Origin of the sequence: Kineosporia succinea, from assembly GCF_030811555.1 — a bacterium.
In the GTDB taxonomy this organism is placed as follows: Bacteria; Actinomycetota; Actinomycetes; order Actinomycetales; family Kineosporiaceae; genus Kineosporia; species Kineosporia succinea.
In genome coordinates, this window is the sequence record NZ_JAUSQZ010000001.1 from 7,857,849 (window position 1) to 7,876,147 (window position 18,299).

Here is an 18,299-nt window from a genome sequence, read left to right on the forward strand (position 1 = left end):
TGCACGCCCGGCTCGGACGACGACGATCGAGGGGATCATGGCGGTACCTTCCACGCTCCACGCCGACTTCTACGGCTTCCAGGCCGACCTGAGCCCGCTCGAGCAGGAGAAGGCCCTGCAGATCCGGGATTTCCTGGAGCACGAGGTGCGGCCGATCGCGAACGACTACTGGGCCCGTGCCGAGTTCCCGCACCAGATCGTCAAGCCGCTGGCCGAACTCGGCCTGTTCGGGATGCAGATCCCCGAGACCGCCCGGTTCGAGAACAGTTCCGTGTTCCGTGGCTGGGTGGCGATGGAGATCGGACGCGTCGACGCGTCCACCGCCACGTTCGTCGGCGTGCAGAGCGGCCTGTCGATGAACGCGATCGCCCGGGGCGGCTCGCCCGAACAGCGCCGCACCTGGCTGCCGCCGATGAGCCGGGGCGAGCTGATCGGGGCGTTCGCGCTGACCGAGCCGCTGTCCGGCTCCGACTCCGCGCGCGGTCTGCGCACCACGGCCGAACGCCGCGGTGACACCTGGGTTCTCCACGGCGCCAAGCGCTGGATCGGCAACGCGACGATGGCGGACGTGGTGGTCGTGTGGGCGCGCGACGTCGCCGACCGGCAGGTGAAGGGTTTCCTGGTGCGCCGGGAAACCCCGGGCTTCCACGCGTCCAAGATCGACGACAAGCAGTCGCTGCGCATCGTGCAGAACGCCGACATCACGCTCGAGAACGTCGAGGTGCACGAGAGCGACCGGCTGCCGCTCATTCTCGGCTTCGACGACGTGGCGACCGTCCTGCGCCTGACCCGGGCCGGCGTGGCCTGGCAGTCGGTCGGCGTCGCGATCGGCGCCTACGAGACCGCGCTGCGCTACGTCGGCGAACGCGAGCAGTTCGGCAAGCCCCTGGCCTCGTACCAGCTCGTGCAGGACCGGCTGGCGCAGTGCCTGGGCAACATCACCGCCTGCCTGGCGATGTGCGTGCAGGTCTCGCGCATGGAGGACGAAGACCGTCAGAGCCACGCACACGCCGCCCTGGCCAAGGGCTACGCCACGTCGCGGGCCCGCGAGGTGGTGGCCTGGTGCCGGGAGCTGCTGGGCGGCAACGGGATCACGCTCTCCGGTGGCGTGGTGCGATACTTCGCCGACGCCGAGGCCCTCTACTCGCTCGAGGGCACCCGCGACATGAGCAACCTCATCGTCGGGCGCGACATCACCGGTGTTTCCGCGTTCGTGTGAACAATTCTGGGAGTTGAGATGGCCGAGGCCTACATCGTCGCCACCGCCCGCTCGCCGATCGGCCGGGCCCACAAGGGCTCGCTGACCGGCATGCGCGGTGACGACCTCGCCGCCGCGATGGTCCAGGCCGCGCTGGCGCAGGTGCCGCAGCTGGACCCGGCCCGGGTCGAAGACCTGATGCTGGGCTGCGGCATGCCCGGCGGCGAGCAGGGCATGAACATGGCCCGGGTGGTCGCGATCCTGGCCGGGCTCGGCGACGTGCCCGGCACCACCGTGAACCGTTACTGCTCCTCGAGTCTGCAGACCACCCGCATGGCGCTGCACGCGATCAGGGCCGGTGAGGGCGACGTGTTCGTCTCGGCCGGGGTCGAGGCGGTGAGCCGCATGAACCGCGGCAGCAGCGACTACATCCCGGGTGAGGACCTGACCAATCCACGCTTCGCCGAGGCCGTCTCGCGCACCGCCCGGGCCGCCGAGGGCGGCACGACGTGGCAGGACGACGGGTCTCTGCCCGACGTCTACATCGCCATGGGCCAGACCGCGGAGAACGTCGCCCAGCTCACCGGCACCACGCGCGAGGAGCAGGACGCGTTCGCGGCCCTGAGCCAGGGCCGGGCCGAGGCGTCGAAAGACTTCTGGGCACGGGACATCACACCGGTCACGTTGCCCGACGGCACGGTGATCGCGGCCGACGACTGCCCCCGGGCCGGCACCACCGTCGAGACCCTGGCCGGGCTGCAGCCGCGTTTCCGGCCCGACGGCACGGTCACCGCCGGCAACGCCTGCCCGCTCAACGACGGGGCGGCCGCGCTGGTGATCGTCAGCGACCGGGTCGTGGACGAGCTCGGTCTCACTCCCCTGGCCCGCATCGTGTCCACCGCCGTGACCGGCCTGTCGCCCGAGATCATGGGCCTGGGACCGGTCGAGGCGAGCCGCCGGGCCCTGTCGCGGGCCGGGCTGACCATCGGCGACATCGACCTGGTGGAGCTGAACGAGGCCTTCGCGGCGCAGGTGCTGCCCTCGGCCAAGGAGATCGGCGCCGACCTCGACAAGGTCAACGTGCACGGCGGGGCCATCGCGGTGGGCCACCCGTTCGGCATGACCGGGGCCCGCATCACCACCACGCTGATCCACGGGCTGCAGGAGCGCGACGGCACTTTCGGGCTCGAGACCATGTGCGTCGGCGGCGGTCAGGGTATGGCGATGGTGCTCGAGCGGGTGAGCTGACACCGCCCCAGCGGTGCCTGGTCCCGGCTCGGCGGGACCAGGCACTCAGGCCGCGGGCACGATCAGTGCGATCGACCGGGCCACGATCGCGGGCCGCTCGTGCCCCTCGATCTCGACCACCACGTCCATCATCGCCTTGGTGCCACTGCTCGACGGCTCGACCGAGACGACGGTGGTGGTGGCGCGCACCCGTGAGCCCACGGCCACCGGGGTCACGAACCGCACCCGGTCGAGGCCGTAGTTGACGATCATCTCGACCCCGCCGACGCGCAGAAGACCGTGCGTGAGGCGGGGAATCAGCGAGAGCGTCAGGTAGCCGTGCGCGACCGTGGCCCCGAACGGGCCGGCCGCGGCCCGCTCGGCATCGAGGTGGATCCACTGGTGGTCCTCGGTGACGTCGGCGAAGAGCTCGATGCGGCGCTGCTCGATGCGCAGCCACTCCCCGGTCGCCGAGCGGCCCACCGCGTCGGGCAGTGCGGCGGGAGATTCCACGTCGATCGTCATGAGCGTGGCCCCCCGGCGACGTAGAGCACCTGCCCACTGACGAAAGAGGCCTCGGGAGAACAGAAGAACGCCACGGCCGCCGCCACGTCGTCGGGCCGGCCCGTGCGCCGCACCGGGATCTCGGCCGCCGCGGCCGCGACGAAATCCTCGAACGCGACACCCATCCGGGCCGCGGTGGCCTGCGTCATGGCGGTCTCGATCAGGCCGGGCGCGACCGCGTTGGCCGTGACCCCGAACGGCCCGAGCTCGATCGCCAGCGTCTTGGTCAGGCCCTGCAGACCGGCCTTGGCGGCGGCGTAGTTGACCTGCCCCCGGTTGCCCAGGGCCGAGGTGCTCGACAGGTTCACGATCCGGCCCCAGCGCGCCGCGACCTGGTAGCGCTGCACGGCCCGGCTCATCAGGAACGCGCCGCGCAGGTGCACGGTGATCACGTCGTCCCAGTCCCCGGCGGACATCTTGAAAAGCAGGTTGTCACGCAGGATCCCGGCATTGTTGACCAGCACCGTGGGCTCACCCAGCTCGGCCACGACGCGCTCGAGCGCCTGCGTCACCGTGTCCTCGCCGGAGATGTCGGCGCCCACCGCGATCGCGGTGCCCCCGGCGGCCGTGATCTCGTCGGCCGTGGCCCGGGCCTGCGACTCGTCGAGGTCGACGACCGCCACGTGGTGACCGTCGGCCGCCAGGCGCCGGGCGGTCGCCGCGCCGATGCCGCGGGCGGCGCCGGTGACGACGGCGACCCGGGTGGCCGGAGGCGTGAAAGGCTCAGGACTCACGATGGCTTCCTCTCGGCAGTGAGTGGAGCTACAGAACCGACCAGTCGGTATGAGAAATCTAGCCGAGTTCGCCCGCCGCCGGAAGACGGCCGGAAGATACCTCCGGCCGAACACCCACATAGGGCTGGTCGTGGGTGCCGCGGCCAGCTACGGTGCCGGGAATGCGCAGTGACGCGTGGTACGCGGGCGACGACCGCAATGCCTACATCCATCGGGCCTGGATGCGACGCGGCGTGCCCGACTCGGCCTTCGAGGGCAGACCGCAGATCGCCGTCGCCAACACCGCTTCCGACCTGACGCCCTGCAACTCGCACCTGGACGAGGTCGCGCGGTCGGTGAAGAACGGCATCTACGAGGCCGGCGGCATCCCGCTCGAGCTGCCCGTCGTCTCCCTCGGCGAGACCCTGGTGCGGCCCACCGCGATGCTGTGGCGCAACATGGCCGCGATGGCGACCGAGGAGATGCTGCGCGCCAACCCGATCGACGGTGTGGTGCTGCTCGGCGGGTGCGACAAGACCATCCCCTCGCTGCTCATGGCCGCGGCCTCCGTCGACATCCCGGCCGTCGTCGTTCCCGGCGGGCCCATGCTGACCGGCACCTTCCGCGGGGTGCCGCTGGGCTGCGGCACGGACGTCTGGCGCCTGTCGGAGGAGGTCAGGGCGGGAACCCTGTCGCAGGAGGACTTCCTGAGGAGTGAGTCGGCCACCATCCGCAGCCGCGGGCACTGCAACACGATGGGCACCGCGTCCACCATGGGCCTGCTCGCCGAGGCCCTCGGTACCGTGATCCCGGGCACCGCGGGCACTCCCGCGCCCGACAGCCGCCTCCTGGTGGCCGCGCACGAGACCGGCGTGCTGGCGGTGGATCTCGTGCGGTCCGAACGACGCCCGAGCACGATCCTGACGAAGGCGTCCTTCCACAACGCCATCGTGGCCCTGGCCGCGATCGGCGGCTCGACGAACGCGGTCGTGCACCTGCTGGCCGTCGCCGGGCGGCTCGGGATCGACCTGACGCTCGAGGACTTCGACCGCATCGGCTCCCGGGTGCCCCTGCTGGTCGACCTGGCGCCGGCCGGGCGGTTCCTGATGGACGACCTGTTCCGCGCGGGCGGGCTCCTGGCCGTGCTCGAGCAGGTTTCGGACCTGCTGGACCCCACGGCCCTGACGGTGACCGGGGAACCGCTGGTGTCGTACCTGGGCTCGTCGCCGATCTGGGACCCTGAGGTGATCCGGCCCCGCCCGCGGCCGCTGCTCGAGGAGGGCGGGATCGCCGTGCTGCGCGGCAACCTCGCGCCGTCGGGGGCGGTGATCAAGCCGGCCGCGGCGTCGGCGCACCTCCTCCGGCACCGGGGGCGGGCCGTGGTGTTCGACAGCATCGAGGACTTCCACGCCCGCGTCGACGACCCCGACCTGCCGGTCGATGCTGCCTCCGTGATGGTTCTGCGGGGGTGCGGTCCGAAGGGATACCCGGGCATGCCCGAGGTCTCGAACATGCCGCTGCCGAAGAAGCTGCTGGAGGCGGGGATCCGCGACGTGGTGCGGATCTGCGACGGGCGGATGAGCGGCACGGCCTACGGAACCGTGGTCCTCCATGTCAGCCCGGAGTCCGCCGCCGGCGGGCCCCTTTCACTGGTACGCGACGGCGACTGGATCATCCTCGATGTCCCCGGTCGCACGCTCACGCTGGACGTCCCGACCGACGAACTGGCCACCCGAACCTCCAGCCCCGAAGCGGCCGCCGCGTACGCGGCACCGACCCGGGGCTGGGAGAAGCTCTACGTTGACCATGTTCTTCAGGCTGACACCGGCGCCGACCTGGACTTCCTCGTCGGCTCCTCCGGTGACCAGGTATCGCGGGAGTCGCACTGATGTTCGAGGTTGTCGGGGGAACCCACTGCATTCTGGGTGAGGGACCGATCTGGGACGAGGCACGCAACGTCGTACGGTGGGTGGACATCGAGGGTGGCCGGGTCTGGGAGGGACTGTCCGAGCCCCACGTGGTGCTCAAACGCGAACCCACGCTGAGCGCGGTCGTTCACAGCGAGTCCGGCGATCTGCTGCTGGCGCTGCGGCGGGGGCTGGAGCACGTGGATCCGACCGGTGACAGCGTCGGGTCCCTGACGCTGATCCCTTCCGACGTGAACAGCCGCCTCAACGACGGCACGTGCGACCCGGCAGGGCGTTTCGTGGTCGGCAGCATGGCCCTCGACAACCGCCGGGGGGCCGAGCACCTGTGGCGGCTGGAGCACGACGGCTCGGTGACCGTGCTCGACGACGACCTGTCGCTGTCGAACGGCCTGGGCTGGAGCCCCGACGGCGCCACGATGTACCAGATCGACACCATCCCCGGCATCGTGTACCGCCGCCGCTACGACCCGGACTCCGGCACCGTCGGCTCCCGCCACGTGCTGGTCGCGATGGGCGGGGCCGACGGGCTCACCGTCGATGCCGAGGGCAACCTCTGGGTCGCCGTCTGGGGAGCCGGGCAGATCCGCGTGATCTCGCCCCAGGGCGTCCTTCTCGAGCGACTCGAGACCGGTGCGCCCCTGACCACGAGCTGCGCGTTCACCGGTCCCGAACTCGACACCCTCGTGGTGACGACGGCCGACCAGGCCCTACCCGGCGTCCCCCCTTCCGATCGCGCCGGCGCGCTGCTGACGCATCGCACCTCTCAGCGCGGTTTACCGGCGAACGCCTGGAAAGTGGCTCCGCTGGAAGCCTTGTGAAGGCTACCGCCCGAACACCTGCTGATAGGCCCCCGACAGCCGTGAGTCGTCCTCCGGCCCGACCGGGCATTCCCGGACGTTCCCGTCGTTCGCCGCCATGAGACAGCTTCGCCCCTGAGCGAATTCAGTGCCGTTCCCGCTCAGGGGATCCTTTTCCAGCTGCACGCTCTGCCCCCTGTGCCCGAGGTGAGCGGTGACCTTTCACCGGAGTCGCGCGGCTTTTCGATGGAGTCCTCAGCGGATGCTTCCGGCGCGGACCTGGGCCACCAGATCACCCAGGAGCGCGCGGAATTCGCGGTCCTCGGGCAGATCGGCGCCGAATACCGCTTCCAGCGACAGCAGGGCGGCGACCAGATCGGAGGACGACCCGACGGCCTCGCGCAGGACGTCGGCCTGGGGATCGTCCAGAGGAAGGTCGTTCTCGGTCGTGGCCCGTTCGACGTAGACCATCCAGGCGGCCACGGCGAGCGTCGCGGCCCGGGGCAGGTGGCCCACGGCGCGGGCGTCGCGAATGGTGCCGAGCAGGCGGGGGCCGAGTTTCTGGGTTCCGTCCATCGCGACCTGGACGGTGCGGTGACGCAGCGCGGGGTTGGCGAACCGTTCCAGTACCGTGCGCCCGTAGCCGGTGACGTCGAGGCCGTCGGCGGCCAGGGTGGGGGCGACGTCGTGCTCGATGAGTTGCCAGGCGGCGCCGGCCAGGGAGTCGTCGGCGACCGCCTCGGCGATGGTCGGGTACCCGGCGAGGGCTCCCAGGTAGGCCAGCAGCGAGTGGGTCCCGTTGAGGACGCGGAGTTTTCGGCGTTCGTAGGGGGCGACGTCGGTGACCAGCTCGGCGCCGGCCTTCTCCCAGGCGGGGCGGGCCGCGGCGAATCGGTCTTCGATCACCCACTGCCGGAACGGCTCGGCCACGACCAGTCCCGCGTCGTCGACGCCGAGCCGGCGGGCGACCTCGTCGCGGTCGGCCGGGGTGGTGGCGGGAACGATGCGGTCGACCATCGAGCTGGGGAAACGGACGTTCGTGGCGGCCCAGGCGGCCAGGTCGTCGTCGCGGTGGTCGAGCACGAGCCGGGACAGGACCTCGCCGTTGCCGCTGAGGTTGTCGCAGGACAGAACGGTGACCGGTCCGGCGTCGGCGCGCCTGCGGGCCTGCAGGCCGTCGATCAGCCGGCCGACGGCACCACCGGGCCGGTAGCCCTTCTCGGTGACGGTGAGGGTGACGACCTGGACGCGGGGGTCGGCGAGACGCTCGGTGAGGCGGCCGGTCTCGGTGCTGCCGTCGATGACGTCGTGGACCTGGGAGACCACGTCGGCCCGGGTGTGGTCGGCGTCGCGCTGCAGCACGGTGTAGAGACCATCTTGCGGGCGCAGGTGCCCGGCGACCGTGGCCGAGCGCTGGGTGACACCGCAGATGCCCCAGGCTCCGTCGGGATCGGCCTCCTGCGTGTAGACCGCCTGGTGGGCCCGGTGGAAGGCGCCGATGCCCAGGTGCACGATGCCGACGGGGGCCGACGGGCCGAAAGCACGGACGCGGGTGCCGGGCGGTGCGGTGGCGGGCGTCAGGCGGGTCACAGGACTGCTCCGATCTGCCAGGGGACGATCTCTTCCTGGCCCGCTCCCAGGTCTTCACTGCGGGTGGCCCGGCCCGAGGCGGTCTCGACGACCAGGTCGTAGATGCGGCGCCCGACCTCGGCCACGCTCGTGCCCTTCTCGACGATGTCGGAGCAGTCCACGTCGATGTCGTCGGCCATGCGGCGGGCCAGCTCAGCGTTCGTGGCCAGTTTCAGGGTGGGCGCCGGGCGGCTGCCCAGCACCGAGCCACGGCCGGTGGTGAAGCACAGCAGGGTCGCGCCGCCGGCGACCATGCCGGTGACCGAGACCGGGTCGTAGCCGGGGGTGTCCATGAAGACCAGACCGGGCCGGGGCACCGGTTCGCCGTAGCCGACGACGGCCGACAGCGGGCTGTGCCCGGCCTTGGCGACGGCGCCGAGCGACTTCTCGAGAATGGTGGTGATGCCGCCGGCCTTGTTGCCCGGCGACGGGTTGCCGTCGAGGGTGGTGCCCAGCGACGAGGTGTACTCCCGCCACCATTCGATGCGCGCACGAAGGTCGTCGACCACGTGGGACGAGGTGGCGCGGCGCATGAGAAGCGTCTCGGCGCCGTAGATCTCGGGGGTCTCACCGAGGATGCTCGTGCCCCCGGCCGCGACCAGCAGGTCGCTGGCCACGCCCAGCGCCGGGTTGGCCGTCAGCCCCGACCAGCCGTCCGAGCCCCCGCACTGCAGGCCCAGGACCAGCTCGGAGACGTCGGCCGGACGGCGCTCCTGACGGGCCAGGTCGGAGGCCAGCTCGCGCACCACGGACACCCCTCGGGCCACGGCGGCCTGGGTGCCGCCGCTGTCCTGGATGGTGAACGAGACCAGCGGGATCTCCGGGGACAGGTCGAGATCGGCCAGCACACCGGTCATCTCGTTGACCTCGCACCCCAGGCCGACGACGACGAGGGCGCCGATGTTGGGGTGGCGGGCGTACCCGGTCAGGGTGCGGCGCAGGATGTCCCACCCGGGACCGGAGTTGGCCATGCCGCAGCCGGTTCCGTGGGTGAGGGCGACCACCCCGTCGACCCGGCCGCCGGAATCCTCCCGGACCACGTCGTCCGTACGCCTCGCGATCGCCCGGGCCACCCCGGCCGAGCAGTTGACGGTGGTCAGGATCGCGATGCTGTTGCGGGTGCCGACCCGCCCGTCGGCCCGGTGGTGGCCGAGGAACGTGCGGGGCAGGTCGGCGGGCGGCGTGAGGGTGACGCCCTGCGCGCGGACGCCCGCCTCGCCCGGGCCGTCGTCGATGAAGGCGAGGTTGTCGGTGTGCACGTGCTCCCCCGCCCGCACCGGACGGGTGGTGATGCCGATGACCTGGCCGTACTTGCGCACAGCGGCGCCCTGGGACAGGTCTCGCACCGCGGCCTTGTGCCCGGCGGGGATGGCCTGGCCGGCGAGCAGCCCGGGCTCCAGTTCGTCACCGGCGGCCACCTCGCGGCGCACCACCGCGACATCGTCGTCGGGCCCCAGGCGCAGCAGCATGCTCATTCGTCGTCGTCCGATCGTCGGGAGCGGTCTGGTCGGGTGCGGTCCGGTCGGGCGGCCCGGCGCGGCCTCGGGGCCGGGCCGGTGGAGCCCCGCTCGCGCAGGGTGGTCGGCATCTCGCGGCGCTGCGGGCCCAGCTCGGGATCGGCCAGGTGCGCCAGCATCAGCTCGACCGCCTCGCGCCCGGCCTGGTGCAGGGGCATGGCCACGGTGGTCAGGGAGGGACGCAGCATGCCGGCCATCGGGATGTCGTCGAAGCCGGCCACGCTCAGCTCGCCGGGCACGTCGACACCGCGGTCGGCCAGGGCCTGCCCCAGGCCGACGGCCACCAGGTCGTTGAAGGCCACGACCGCGCTCACCCGGGCCTGCAGCACCACCCTCGCGGCGCCGAGACCACCCTCGAAGGTCGGGGCGACCGGGCCCAGCTCCTTCAGGGTGACGCGGTGGGACGCCGCGGCCTCGCGCAGCCCGCGCAGTCGCTGGGCCGCCGACCAGCTGCCCGCCGGGCCGCCCAGGAAGCCGATGCGGCGGTGCCCGAGCCCGCCCAGGTGGTTCAGCAGCTGCGCGGCGCCGCCCCGGTTGTCGAAGGTGACGCTGGAGGCCCGGGGCAGCGCCCGGTTCACCAGCACGGTCGGCGCCAGGCTGACCGCCTCGCGCAGCCCGGCCGGGCGCATGCGGGGCGAGCACAGCACCAGCCCGTCGGCCTGCTTGGCCAGCTGCCGCACCAGCTCGCTCTCGGCCTCCGCGTCCTCGTCGGTGTCGACGACGAACAGCTGCTGGTCGGCCTCCAGGGCGCGGGACTGCACCCCCTTCACCAGGCCGGGGAAGAACGGGTTGGCCAGGTCGGGGACCAGCAGGCCGAGGTTGCCGGTGCGGCCGGTGATCAGGCCCCGCGCGGCCCGGTTCGGCCGGTAGCCGAGCTCGTCGGCCACGGCCACCACGCGGGCGCGGGTGACCTCGTCGACCTTGCCGGGCACGTTGAGCGCCCGGGACACGGTTGCCGTGGACACGCCCGCGACCCGCGCCACGTCACGGATCGTCACCGCCACGGGACCTCCACTCCTCGACACAAACGTTTACACAGACCATGGCGTTTGTAAAAGGCTGCTTGCTTTGACCATTTTCAGGTGCAAACGTTTTCATCATGGCAACGACGCTGACCCTGCACCCCGACCGCGCCCTCCCCGCCGACCCGGCCACGCGCGGGCTGGCCCGGCGCATCCACGCCCACACCGCCGCCCTGCCGCTGGTGAGCATGCACGGGCACGTCGAGGCCCAGGTCCTGGCCGACGACGTCCCCTTCGGCGACCCGGCCGCGCTGCTGGTCACGCCCGACCACTACGTCACCCGCATGCTCGTGTCGCAGGGCGTCGCCCCGCACGAGCTCGGGGTGCGCGGCCCGGGCGATCCCGCCACCGGGCCCCGCGAGATCTGGCGCACCTTCTGCACCCACTGGAACCTGTTCCGCGGCACCCCGTCCCGGTTCTGGCTGGAACACGAGCTGGTCGAGGTCTTCGGCGTCGACGTGCGCCCCGGCGCCGGGACCGCCGACCAGATCTTCGACCGGATCACCGCCGTGATCGGCGACCCGGCGTTCCGTCCCCGGGCCCTGCTCGACCGGTTCGGCATCGAGGTCCTGGCCACCACCGACCCGGCCACCGCCCGGCTGGAGCACCACGCGAAGCTCGCCGCCGACGGCTACGGGCAGCGCGTGATCCCCACCTTCCGCCCCGACGCCCTGGTGCACCTCGGCCGGCCGTCCTGGCGTGCGGACGCGGCCCTGCTCGCCGAGGTCTCGGGCATCGACACCGGTTCCTACGACGGGTATCTCGAGGCCCTGCGGGCGCGGCGCGCCGCGTTCGTCGAGGCCGGGGCCCTGGCCACCGACCACGGCCACCTCGGCACCGACACCACCCCGCTCAGCCGCACCGACGCGTCCACCATCTACCGCGACGCCCTCGCCGGTGACGTGAGCGCCCAGGAGGCAGATGCTTTCGCCGGTCACATGCTGCACGCGATGGCCGGGATGTCGCGCGACGACGGGCTGGTGATGCAACTGCACCCGGGCGTGCTGCGCGACCATCACGAGGCCGCGTTCGGCGCCTACGGGCCTGACCGCGGGTGGGACATCCCGGTGCACACCGAGTACACGCGCTCACTGCGCCCGCTGCTCAACGACTTCGGCACCGATCCCGGTTTCCGGGTCATCCTCTTCACGGTCGACGAGACCAGCTACAGCCGCGAGCTGGCGCCGCTGGCCGGGGTGTACCCGAGCGTGCGCCTGGGCGCGCCCTGGTGGTTCCTCGACAGCCCGCACGCCATGCGGCGGTTCCGCGAGAGCGCCACCGAGACGGCCGGTTTCCACAACACGTCGGGCTTCGTCGACGACACCCGGGCGTTCGCCTCGATCCCGGCGCGCCACGACCTGTCCCGCCGGATCGACGCCGGGTACCTGGCCTCGCTCGTGGTGGAGCACCGGCTGGACGAGGACGAGGCGTTCGAGACCGCCACCGACCTGGCCTACCACCTGCCGAAACGGGCCTACGCACCGCGCGGTTAGCGCCTGCTCCCGACGTTCAGTCCCACCAGAAGCGCCACACCGGGTCGCCGAGCAGATCGTCGGCGTACTCGGCCAGCGACGTCGCCCAGACGTTGTCGGGGCAGAACGCGAAGTGCTCGGCCGCGACCCGCAGCGCCTCGTCCTTGGTGGCCGGGGGCGCGGCGACGCTGACGTACAGATCGGCGAAGCCCACGGCGATCACGCGAGCGCCGAAACGCTCTTCCCACGATCGCAGCACCGCCGAGATCATCGCCGTGTCGTTCACGTAGTTGACCGCCCCCTGCCACCCCGCGGCGGTCAGGGCGTCGCTGCCCCCTCGGGCCGCGACGAGCCCCAGCCGCAGATGTGGCTTCTCCCTCAAAACCCGTGCCGCGCACCGGTCGGCCTGCTCCTCGGGCTCGACCGCCCCGTTCCTGCGAGGCGCCAGCCCCGGCCACCGGTCGCCGAACGGCGCGGTGACCTCCAGGCGCTCGTCCGGGGTGAGGTCGTCGTCCTCGTCCCGCTCGGTGTGCTCGTCCCACCACTCGGCGAGCACCTCGGCCGGATCGTGTTCGCCGGGTGACGACATGTCGCCCGGCCAGAGCTCGCCGTCGTCCCAGGGGCGGGCCGGGTCGCCGTCGAGATGGTCGAGCAGGAGGGGTGTCAGGCCGCTGTGGGGCTCCTCGGCCCGGAACGAGCGCCACAGATCGAGCGTCGCGGGATCATCGCTCAACCAGAGCGCGGGAGTCCCGTCACCTCGCACCGTTCGCCCCGGCGGGAGGACCACGGTCAGGGAACGGCTCGCGTCGCTCCGGTCGAACAGCTCCTGCAGCTCGGGCGGCAGCCCGGGGGTCGTCGGCACGGGCTGAGCATAAGCAGTGCCCTGGCCTGCTGGTCCAGGGGTCAGCTGGTCTAGGGTCACGGCCATGGTCACGATCCGCCCGTACCGGCCCGAAGACCGCTCCGCCGTCTACGACATCTGCGTCCGCACCGGCGCCGCCGGCGAGGACGCGCGCGGGCGGCACAGCACCGACGATCTGCTGGGCGACCTGTTCGCCGGTCCCTACGTGACGCTCGAACCGCAGTGGGCGTTCGTGCTCGACGACGAGGGTGACGTCACCGGCTACGTGATCGGCACCGCCGACACCGCCGCCCTGGTCGAACGATGGACCGGGGAGTGGGTGCCCTACCTCGAGGAGCGATACCCCGAGCCGCGCGCCGGGTCCGACCGGTCGATCCTGCGCTTCGGCCTGCACCCCGAGCGGATGCTGCTGCCCGAACTCGCCGGGCACCCGGCCCATCTGCACATCGACCTGCTGCCCCGCGCTCAGGGCGGCGGCCTCGGGCGTCAGCTCATCGCCACCTTCCTGCGTGAGCTCGCGGCGGCCGGGGTTCCCGCCGTGCACCTGGGCGTCGACCCGGCCAACGTCAGGGCCCTGGGGTTCTACGCCCACCTCGGCTTCCGCGAGATCCCGACCGCCGTCCCGGGCCTGCACCTGGGACGCGCGACCGGCGAGCTGTGACCGCTCAGGCCTGTTCCTCGCTGCACCACCAGGTCGTGCGCCCACCGACCGTGCCCTGCACCATCGGCGCCCGGTCCCGGGGGCAGCGAGCCGCCTTCTTGCGGTAGGCCACGACTTTCAGGGTGTGCACTCCCCCGCCGGCGATCGCGTCGCGGATCGCGGCCCGGGTCGCGCGCAGCAACCGGGCGACCTCGTCGGGATCCAGCTCGTCGGCCGGGCGGGACGGGCTGACGCGGGCGGCCCAGAGGATCTGGTCGGCCAGCAGGTTGCCGATGCCCGCGATCCGGTCCTGGTCCATCAGCCGCGCCTTGACCGGTGCACCGCTGGACGCCAGCAGCGCCCGGAAGGCGTCGGGCCTGATGAACTGGGCGTCCGGGCCGAGCTTCTCGACCGGCGGGTCCAGGCGTACCCGGCCCAGCCGGCGCGGGTCGATGAGCAGCAGACCGCCGCCGTCCTCGAAGGTCACGCCGAACCGGGTGAAGCGGTGGTCACCCGGTTTCCGGCCCCGCTCCCAGTAGTCACCACCGTCGACCTCGGTGCCCTCGCCGTCGCTGATCACGATCTTGCCGGACATCCCCAGGTGGATCCCGACCACGGGCCCGTCACCGGACGAGTCCACCCACATGCTCTTGCCCCGCCGGTGCGCGGCCGTCAGGGTGCGGCCCAGCAGCGCGGCGCGGATCTGGCCGGGCGCGTGCGGACGGCACTCGTAGGTATCGGTGTCGTCGACGTCCACGATCGTGCGGTTCAGGGCCAGTCTCTCGATGACGGCACGCGCGGACTCGACCTCGGGCAGCTCAGGCACCGCAGCAGCTTCGCACACCGGGATTTAACCGGTTGCGCGCGCCGTCACCACTCCCGATGCTGAACGACGCAGCGACCGCCTTCGAGGGAGAGACCAGCATGCGCACAGCCACCACGCCCCGCGTCCTGACCGGATCGATCGTGGAGCTGCCGCATGTCCCGTCCCACCCGCTGCCTCACCCTCGGCGTCGTCGCCCATGTTGACGCCGGCAAGACCAGCCTGACCGAACGGCTGCTGTTCGCCACCGGCGCGTCCACCTTCCTCGGGAGCGTCGACGCCGGCACCACCCGCACCGACTCGATGGACCTCGAGCGCCGTCGCGGCATCACCATCCGCGCGTCCGTCACGGCCTTCGCCCTGGGCGACCTGACCGTGACGCTCGTGGACACTCCCGGCCACCCGGACTTCATCGCCGAGGTCGAGCGCTCGATCGGGGTGCTCGACGCGGCCGTGCTCGTGGTGTCCGCCGTCGAGGGCGTGCAGTCGCAGACCGTGCAGATCTGGCGTGCCCTGCGCCGCGCCGGCGTTCCCACCCTGATCTTCGTGAACAAGGTCGACCGTTCGGGCGCCGACACCGCGAACGTGCTGCGGCAGATCACGAACCACCTCACCGACACACCCGTCCCCCTCACCCGGGCCGACCACGAAGGACGCCCCGACGCGTCCGTACGCGCTCTGGACCTCACCGCGGAGCCCGTGGTCACCGCACTGGCGGGCGTGAACGACGAGGTACTGGAAGACTATGTGCACGAACGCCTTCCGGGTTCCGAGCAGCTGGACAAGCTGCTCTGGGCCAGCATTCCCGCCGTGACCCCGGTGCTCTTCGGTTCGGCCCTGACCGGGGCGGGTCTCGACGAGCTGCTGAAAGCCCTGCGGCGCCTGCCCGTCTCACCCGCCGACCTCTTCGGTGAACCCACCGCCACCGTCTTCGCCATCGACCGCGACGAGCAGGGCCGGCGCCGTACCTGGGTGCGCGTGTGGCGAGGACGTCTCGTCCACCGTTACCGCTACGCGTTCGGTGAGGGGCGCACGCAACTGGTCACCGCGCTGTCGGTCAGCACCGCCGGTGGCCTGCGGCCGGCGCACGAGATCAGCGCCGGTCAGGTGGGTGCCGTGGCGGGACTCACGCACGCCCGTATCGGGGACGTCCTCGGGCCCGGCTCCGGGCGCCCCACCACCCGTTTCCCGCCGGCCACGGTGCGCGCCCTGGTCGAGCCGGTCGACGCCTCCCGGCGGACGCAGGCCTTTCAGGCGCTGCAGGAGCTCGCCGAGGAGGACCCGCTGATCAACCTGGAGCTCAGCGAGACCGACCAGGAGGCCGCGATCAGCCTGTACGGGGAGGTGCAGCAGGAGGTGATCGCGGCGGTCCTGGCCGAGAGGTTCGGCGTGCAGGTGCGTTTCAGCGGTCAGTCGGTGCTGCACAAGGAACGTCTGCGCGGGCCGGGATCGGCGGTGGAACGGCTCGGGGAGAACGGCAACCCGTACCTGGCCGGGCTCGGGCTGCGCGTGGAACCCGGCCCGGAGAACAGCGGCGTGACGTTCTCGGCCGGCCAGGAACCCGGGCGCCTGCCGACCGCGTTCATCGCCGCCACCCAGGAGGGCGTGCGCAGAGCCCTGCGGGCCGGGCGCTTCGGCTGGGAGGTGCTCGACTTCCACGTCAGCATGACCTTCTCGCAGTACTGCCCCCGTCAGAGCCGCCCGCACGAGAAGTTCAACAAGTCGATCTCCACGGTGGCGGGCGACTTCCGCCACCTGGCCCCGGTGGTGCTGCACACCGCCCTGGCCCGGGCGGGCACCTACGTGTGCCACCCGGTCGACCGCTTCGAGCTGGAGGTCCCCGAACCCGCCCTGCCCGCCGTGCTCGCCGCCCTGGCCCGCCTGGGCGCCGAGGTCACCGGTTCACAGGGTGACGTGCTGACCGGTTTCGTGCAGTCGGCGCGGGGGCCCGAGCTCAGCCGCGGCCTGCCCGACCTGACCTCCGGCCACGGCATCCTGACCACCCGCTTCGACCACTACGACGCCTCCCGCTCACCGCAGAGCGCGGTGCGTCCCCGTCGCGGCGCGGATCCGGCCGACCGCACGGCCTGGTTCCGCAGCCACCCTCGGTAGCTCATCTTCACAGAATCGTACTTCTGTCAGACGATGCACGGAACGGAGACCCTCGGCACGAAACCTTCTGGAAGCCAAGGGGTACGACGTCGAAGACACCGCCCTCACCCTGTACGGCGGCGCCGGTTTCACGCAGGAACTGCACGATGCGGCCGCGACCGTCGAGCGCATCGTGCTGGTCGGTGCCGGCCGCCTGTACTCGTAGGGCCACTCATCCCGCGCCCTGACGCCGCTCCCGAAAAGCCGTCATGTTCACCCGGTTTCCGCACCGCACCCCGCAGAACCGCTTGGACCCGTTCCGTGACAGGTCCAGCAGCAGCCCGGTGCAGTCGGGCGCCGCGCACACCCGCAGGCGGCCGGTCTGCCCGCTGCGGATCACGTCGACGAAGGCCAGCGCCGCCTCCACCTGCACGCGCTGGGCCAGCGGCGCGTCGGGCGGGGCACCGTGCAGGTGCCAGTCCGAGCCGTCGTGCCGCGCCAGCTGGGGCAGGGCCCGGGCCTGGCGCAGCATCCGGTTCACCTCCCGCACCGCCTCGTCCCGCTCGAGCATCCAGACCCGGCGCAGCAGATCGCGAGTGTTCCGCACCGCCACCAGCTCGGCCTCGTCGTGGTCGATCCGCCCCGAGTACGAGTAACGGACGAGCAGAGCGGCCAGGTCCGCGACGGTCGCCAGCTCGTCGTCCCCGGCCCGGGTGGCGCCCGGATCGGTGTTCCCGAGGTCGGCGACGAACACCAGCGTCTCTTCCGTGTCAGGGGCAAAATGCAAGTTGACTCCTTACCGGGGCAGACCTAGCGTCATGAGTGTCGCGCTGATAGCTCCTGACGGTACTCGCCTGAGGAGAACCATGAAGCCCCTGTCGTACGGACTGCTCTGCGCCCTGCTGGCCGCCGCGTTCTTCGGCACCTCCGGCAGCCTGGCGAAACCCCTTCTGGACGGTGGCTGGTCACCGGTCGCGGCCGTGACCCTGCGCGCCCTGGTCGGCGCGGCCCTTCTCGCCCCCGTCGCCCTGGTCACGGTGCGCGGACGCTGGCGGGTGCTGTGGCAGGCCCGCTCCCGGGTCCTGCTCATGGGCGTCGCCGGCGTGGCCTGCACCCAGCTGGCGTACTTCGCGGCGATCCAGACCATCCCGGTCTCCACCGCGCTGCTCATCGAGTTCCTGGCCCCGCTGATCCTGGTCGCGTACGCCTGGGCCTCCACCCGCCGCACCCCGAGTGCACCCGTGCTGCTCGGGTCGGCCCTGGCCGTGGGCGGGCTGCTGCTGGTCATCGGCCCGGGCGCGCTGCGGCCGGTCGACCCGCTCGGCCTGGCGTTCGCGTTCACCGCGGCCCTGGGCTGCGCGGTGTACTTCGCGGTGGCGGCCCAGGCCGGTGACGGCCTGCCCCCGGTCGCGCTGGCCGCGTCCGGGCTGCTCGTCGGCGGCGTCACCCTGGCCCTGGTGGGCGCGAGCGGGCTGCTGACGTTCACCGTCGAGTTCGGCGACCTGGACATGTTCGGCGCCACCACGCCCTGGTGGGTGCCCCTGCTCCTGCTGGCCGTGATCGGCACGGCCGTGGCCTACGCCGCCGGGATCACCGCCTCGGCCGCGCTCGGCTCGCGCCTGGCCTCGTTCGCCGGCCTGCTCGAGGTGGCCTTCGCGGCCCTGTTCGCCTGGGTGCTGCTCGGCGAGAACCTGGGCCTGCTGCAGATTCTCGGCGGCGCGCTCATCCTGGGTGGCATCGCGGCGGTCAGGTCGGAGCGAACGGACGCACCGGTCACCGAACCTCTGACCGAGACACTTCGGTGAGAGACGACGTC

16 protein-coding genes are annotated in these 18,299 nt (G+C 72.1%); 8 read left to right on the plus strand and 8 right to left on the minus strand.

Going from position 1 to position 18,299, the window contains the following annotated elements; genetic code table 11:
* Nucleotides 1–37: 37 nt before the first annotated feature.
* Together J2S57_RS34315 and J2S57_RS34320 are read left to right on the plus strand one after the other, a co-directional pair.
* Nucleotides 38–1,219, plus strand: coding sequence for an acyl-CoA dehydrogenase family protein (locus J2S57_RS34315; protein WP_307250602.1), 1,182 nt, complete (start codon nucleotides 38–40; stop codon nucleotides 1,217–1,219).
* 18 nt (nucleotides 1,220–1,237) lie between these two features.
* A complete protein-coding gene (locus tag J2S57_RS34320) occupies nucleotides 1,238–2,446 on the plus strand; it encodes an acetyl-CoA C-acetyltransferase (protein ID WP_307250604.1) in 1,209 nt (402 codons plus the stop codon).
* Nucleotides 2,447–2,491: 45 nt separating this feature from the next.
* On the opposite strand, the gene J2S57_RS34325 is transcribed toward J2S57_RS34320, so the two are convergent.
* Both J2S57_RS34325 and fabG read right to left on the minus strand, forming a co-directional pair.
* A complete protein-coding gene (locus J2S57_RS34325) occupies nucleotides 2,492–2,950 on the minus strand; it encodes a MaoC family dehydratase (protein WP_307250606.1) in 459 nt (152 codons plus the stop codon).
* Complete coding sequence (fabG, locus tag J2S57_RS34330; protein WP_307250608.1) at nucleotides 2,947–3,723, minus strand: 3-oxoacyl-ACP reductase FabG; 777 nt, start codon at nucleotides 3,721–3,723, stop codon at nucleotides 2,947–2,949. The genes J2S57_RS34325 and fabG overlap by 4 nt, the downstream gene beginning before the upstream one ends.
* Before the next feature lie 161 nt (nucleotides 3,724–3,884).
* On the opposite strand from fabG, the gene J2S57_RS34335 reads away from it, so the two are divergent.
* Nucleotides 3,885–5,591: an IlvD/Edd family dehydratase gene (locus J2S57_RS34335; protein WP_307250610.1), complete on the plus strand. Its 1,707-nt coding sequence runs from the start codon at nucleotides 3,885–3,887 to the stop codon at nucleotides 5,589–5,591.
* Complete coding sequence (locus J2S57_RS34340; protein WP_307250612.1) at nucleotides 5,591–6,448, plus strand: SMP-30/gluconolactonase/LRE family protein; 858 nt, start codon at nucleotides 5,591–5,593, stop codon at nucleotides 6,446–6,448. The genes J2S57_RS34335 and J2S57_RS34340 overlap by 1 nt, the downstream gene beginning before the upstream one ends.
* 234 nt (nucleotides 6,449–6,682) lie before the next feature.
* Here J2S57_RS34340 and J2S57_RS34345 read toward each other — a convergent pair whose 3' ends face one another.
* Genes J2S57_RS34345 through J2S57_RS34355 form a run of 3 tightly spaced genes read right to left on the minus strand, consistent with a single transcriptional unit; the run spans nucleotide 6,683 to nucleotide 10,577 of the window.
* Nucleotides 6,683–8,017, minus strand: coding sequence for a mannitol dehydrogenase family protein (locus J2S57_RS34345; protein ID WP_307250614.1), 1,335 nt, complete (start codon nucleotides 8,015–8,017; stop codon nucleotides 6,683–6,685).
* Nucleotides 8,014–9,531 carry a UxaA family hydrolase gene (locus tag J2S57_RS34350; protein WP_307250616.1) on the minus strand — a complete coding sequence of 506 codons (1,518 nt, stop codon included), beginning with the start codon at nucleotides 9,529–9,531 and terminating at the stop codon, nucleotides 8,014–8,016. Before J2S57_RS34350 ends, J2S57_RS34345 begins: the two co-directional genes overlap by 4 nt.
* Entirely contained in the window at nucleotides 9,528–10,577 is a 1,050-nt protein-coding gene (locus tag J2S57_RS34355) for a LacI family DNA-binding transcriptional regulator (protein WP_307250618.1), read from the minus strand. Before J2S57_RS34355 ends, J2S57_RS34350 begins: the two co-directional genes overlap by 4 nt.
* A gap of 95 nt (nucleotides 10,578–10,672) precedes the next feature.
* On the opposite strand from J2S57_RS34355, the gene uxaC reads away from it, so the two are divergent.
* Nucleotides 10,673–12,088: a glucuronate isomerase gene (gene uxaC / locus J2S57_RS34360; protein ID WP_307250620.1), complete on the plus strand. Its 1,416-nt coding sequence runs from the start codon at nucleotides 10,673–10,675 to the stop codon at nucleotides 12,086–12,088.
* Between the two features lie 16 nt (nucleotides 12,089–12,104).
* On the opposite strand, the gene J2S57_RS34365 is transcribed toward uxaC, so the two are convergent.
* A complete protein-coding gene (locus tag J2S57_RS34365; protein ID WP_307250622.1) occupies nucleotides 12,105–12,929 on the minus strand; it encodes a DUF4253 domain-containing protein in 825 nt (274 codons plus the stop codon).
* 64 nt (nucleotides 12,930–12,993) lie between these two features.
* Here J2S57_RS34365 and J2S57_RS34370 point away from each other — a divergent pair, with 64 nt between their 5' ends.
* Nucleotides 12,994–13,590 carry a GNAT family N-acetyltransferase gene (locus J2S57_RS34370; RefSeq protein WP_307250624.1) on the plus strand — a complete coding sequence of 199 codons (597 nt, stop codon included), beginning with the start codon at nucleotides 12,994–12,996 and terminating at the stop codon, nucleotides 13,588–13,590.
* Between the two features lie 4 nt (nucleotides 13,591–13,594).
* Here the strand turns inward: J2S57_RS34370 and J2S57_RS34375 are convergent, their stop codons facing one another.
* Nucleotides 13,595–14,395 carry an Fpg/Nei family DNA glycosylase gene (locus tag J2S57_RS34375; protein ID WP_307250627.1) on the minus strand — a complete coding sequence of 267 codons (801 nt, stop codon included), beginning with the start codon at nucleotides 14,393–14,395 and terminating at the stop codon, nucleotides 13,595–13,597.
* Between the two features lie 153 nt (nucleotides 14,396–14,548).
* Here J2S57_RS34375 and J2S57_RS34380 point away from each other — a divergent pair, with 153 nt between their 5' ends.
* Complete coding sequence (locus J2S57_RS34380; RefSeq protein WP_307250629.1) at nucleotides 14,549–16,504, plus strand: elongation factor G; 1,956 nt, start codon at nucleotides 14,549–14,551, stop codon at nucleotides 16,502–16,504.
* A gap of 211 nt (nucleotides 16,505–16,715) precedes the next feature.
* Here J2S57_RS34380 and J2S57_RS34385 read toward each other — a convergent pair whose 3' ends face one another.
* Complete coding sequence (locus J2S57_RS34385) at nucleotides 16,716–17,270, minus strand: CGNR zinc finger domain-containing protein (RefSeq protein WP_307250631.1); 555 nt, start codon at nucleotides 17,268–17,270, stop codon at nucleotides 16,716–16,718.
* A gap of 79 nt (nucleotides 17,271–17,349) precedes the next feature.
* On the opposite strand from J2S57_RS34385, the gene J2S57_RS34390 reads away from it, so the two are divergent.
* Nucleotides 17,350–18,288 carry an EamA family transporter gene (locus J2S57_RS34390; RefSeq protein WP_307250633.1) on the plus strand — a complete coding sequence of 313 codons (939 nt, stop codon included), beginning with the start codon at nucleotides 17,350–17,352 and terminating at the stop codon, nucleotides 18,286–18,288.
* The last annotated feature ends 11 nt before the right edge of the window (nucleotides 18,289–18,299 follow it).

Coding starts and splice junctions, on each gene's coding strand:
- J2S57_RS34325 (WP_307250606.1), bottom strand. CDS start 2,950: ATGACGATCGACGTGGAATCTCCCGCCGCACTGCCCGACGCGGTGGGC.
- J2S57_RS34350 (WP_307250616.1), bottom strand. CDS start 9,531: ATGAGCATGCTGCTGCGCCTGGGGCCCGACGACGATGTCGCGGTGGTG.
- uxaC (WP_307250620.1), top strand. CDS start 10,673: ATGGCAACGACGCTGACCCTGCACCCCGACCGCGCCCTCCCCGCCGAC.
- J2S57_RS34340 (WP_307250612.1), top strand. CDS start 5,591: ATGTTCGAGGTTGTCGGGGGAACCCACTGCATTCTGGGTGAGGGACCG.
- J2S57_RS34390 (WP_307250633.1), top strand. CDS start 17,350: ATGAAGCCCCTGTCGTACGGACTGCTCTGCGCCCTGCTGGCCGCCGCG.
- J2S57_RS34370 (WP_307250624.1), top strand. CDS start 12,994: ATGGTCACGATCCGCCCGTACCGGCCCGAAGACCGCTCCGCCGTCTAC.
- J2S57_RS34315 (WP_307250602.1), top strand. CDS start 38: ATGGCGGTACCTTCCACGCTCCACGCCGACTTCTACGGCTTCCAGGCC.
- J2S57_RS34320 (WP_307250604.1), top strand. CDS start 1,238: ATGGCCGAGGCCTACATCGTCGCCACCGCCCGCTCGCCGATCGGCCGG.
- J2S57_RS34380 (WP_307250629.1), top strand. CDS start 14,549: ATGTCCCGTCCCACCCGCTGCCTCACCCTCGGCGTCGTCGCCCATGTT.
- J2S57_RS34335 (WP_307250610.1), top strand. CDS start 3,885: ATGCGCAGTGACGCGTGGTACGCGGGCGACGACCGCAATGCCTACATC.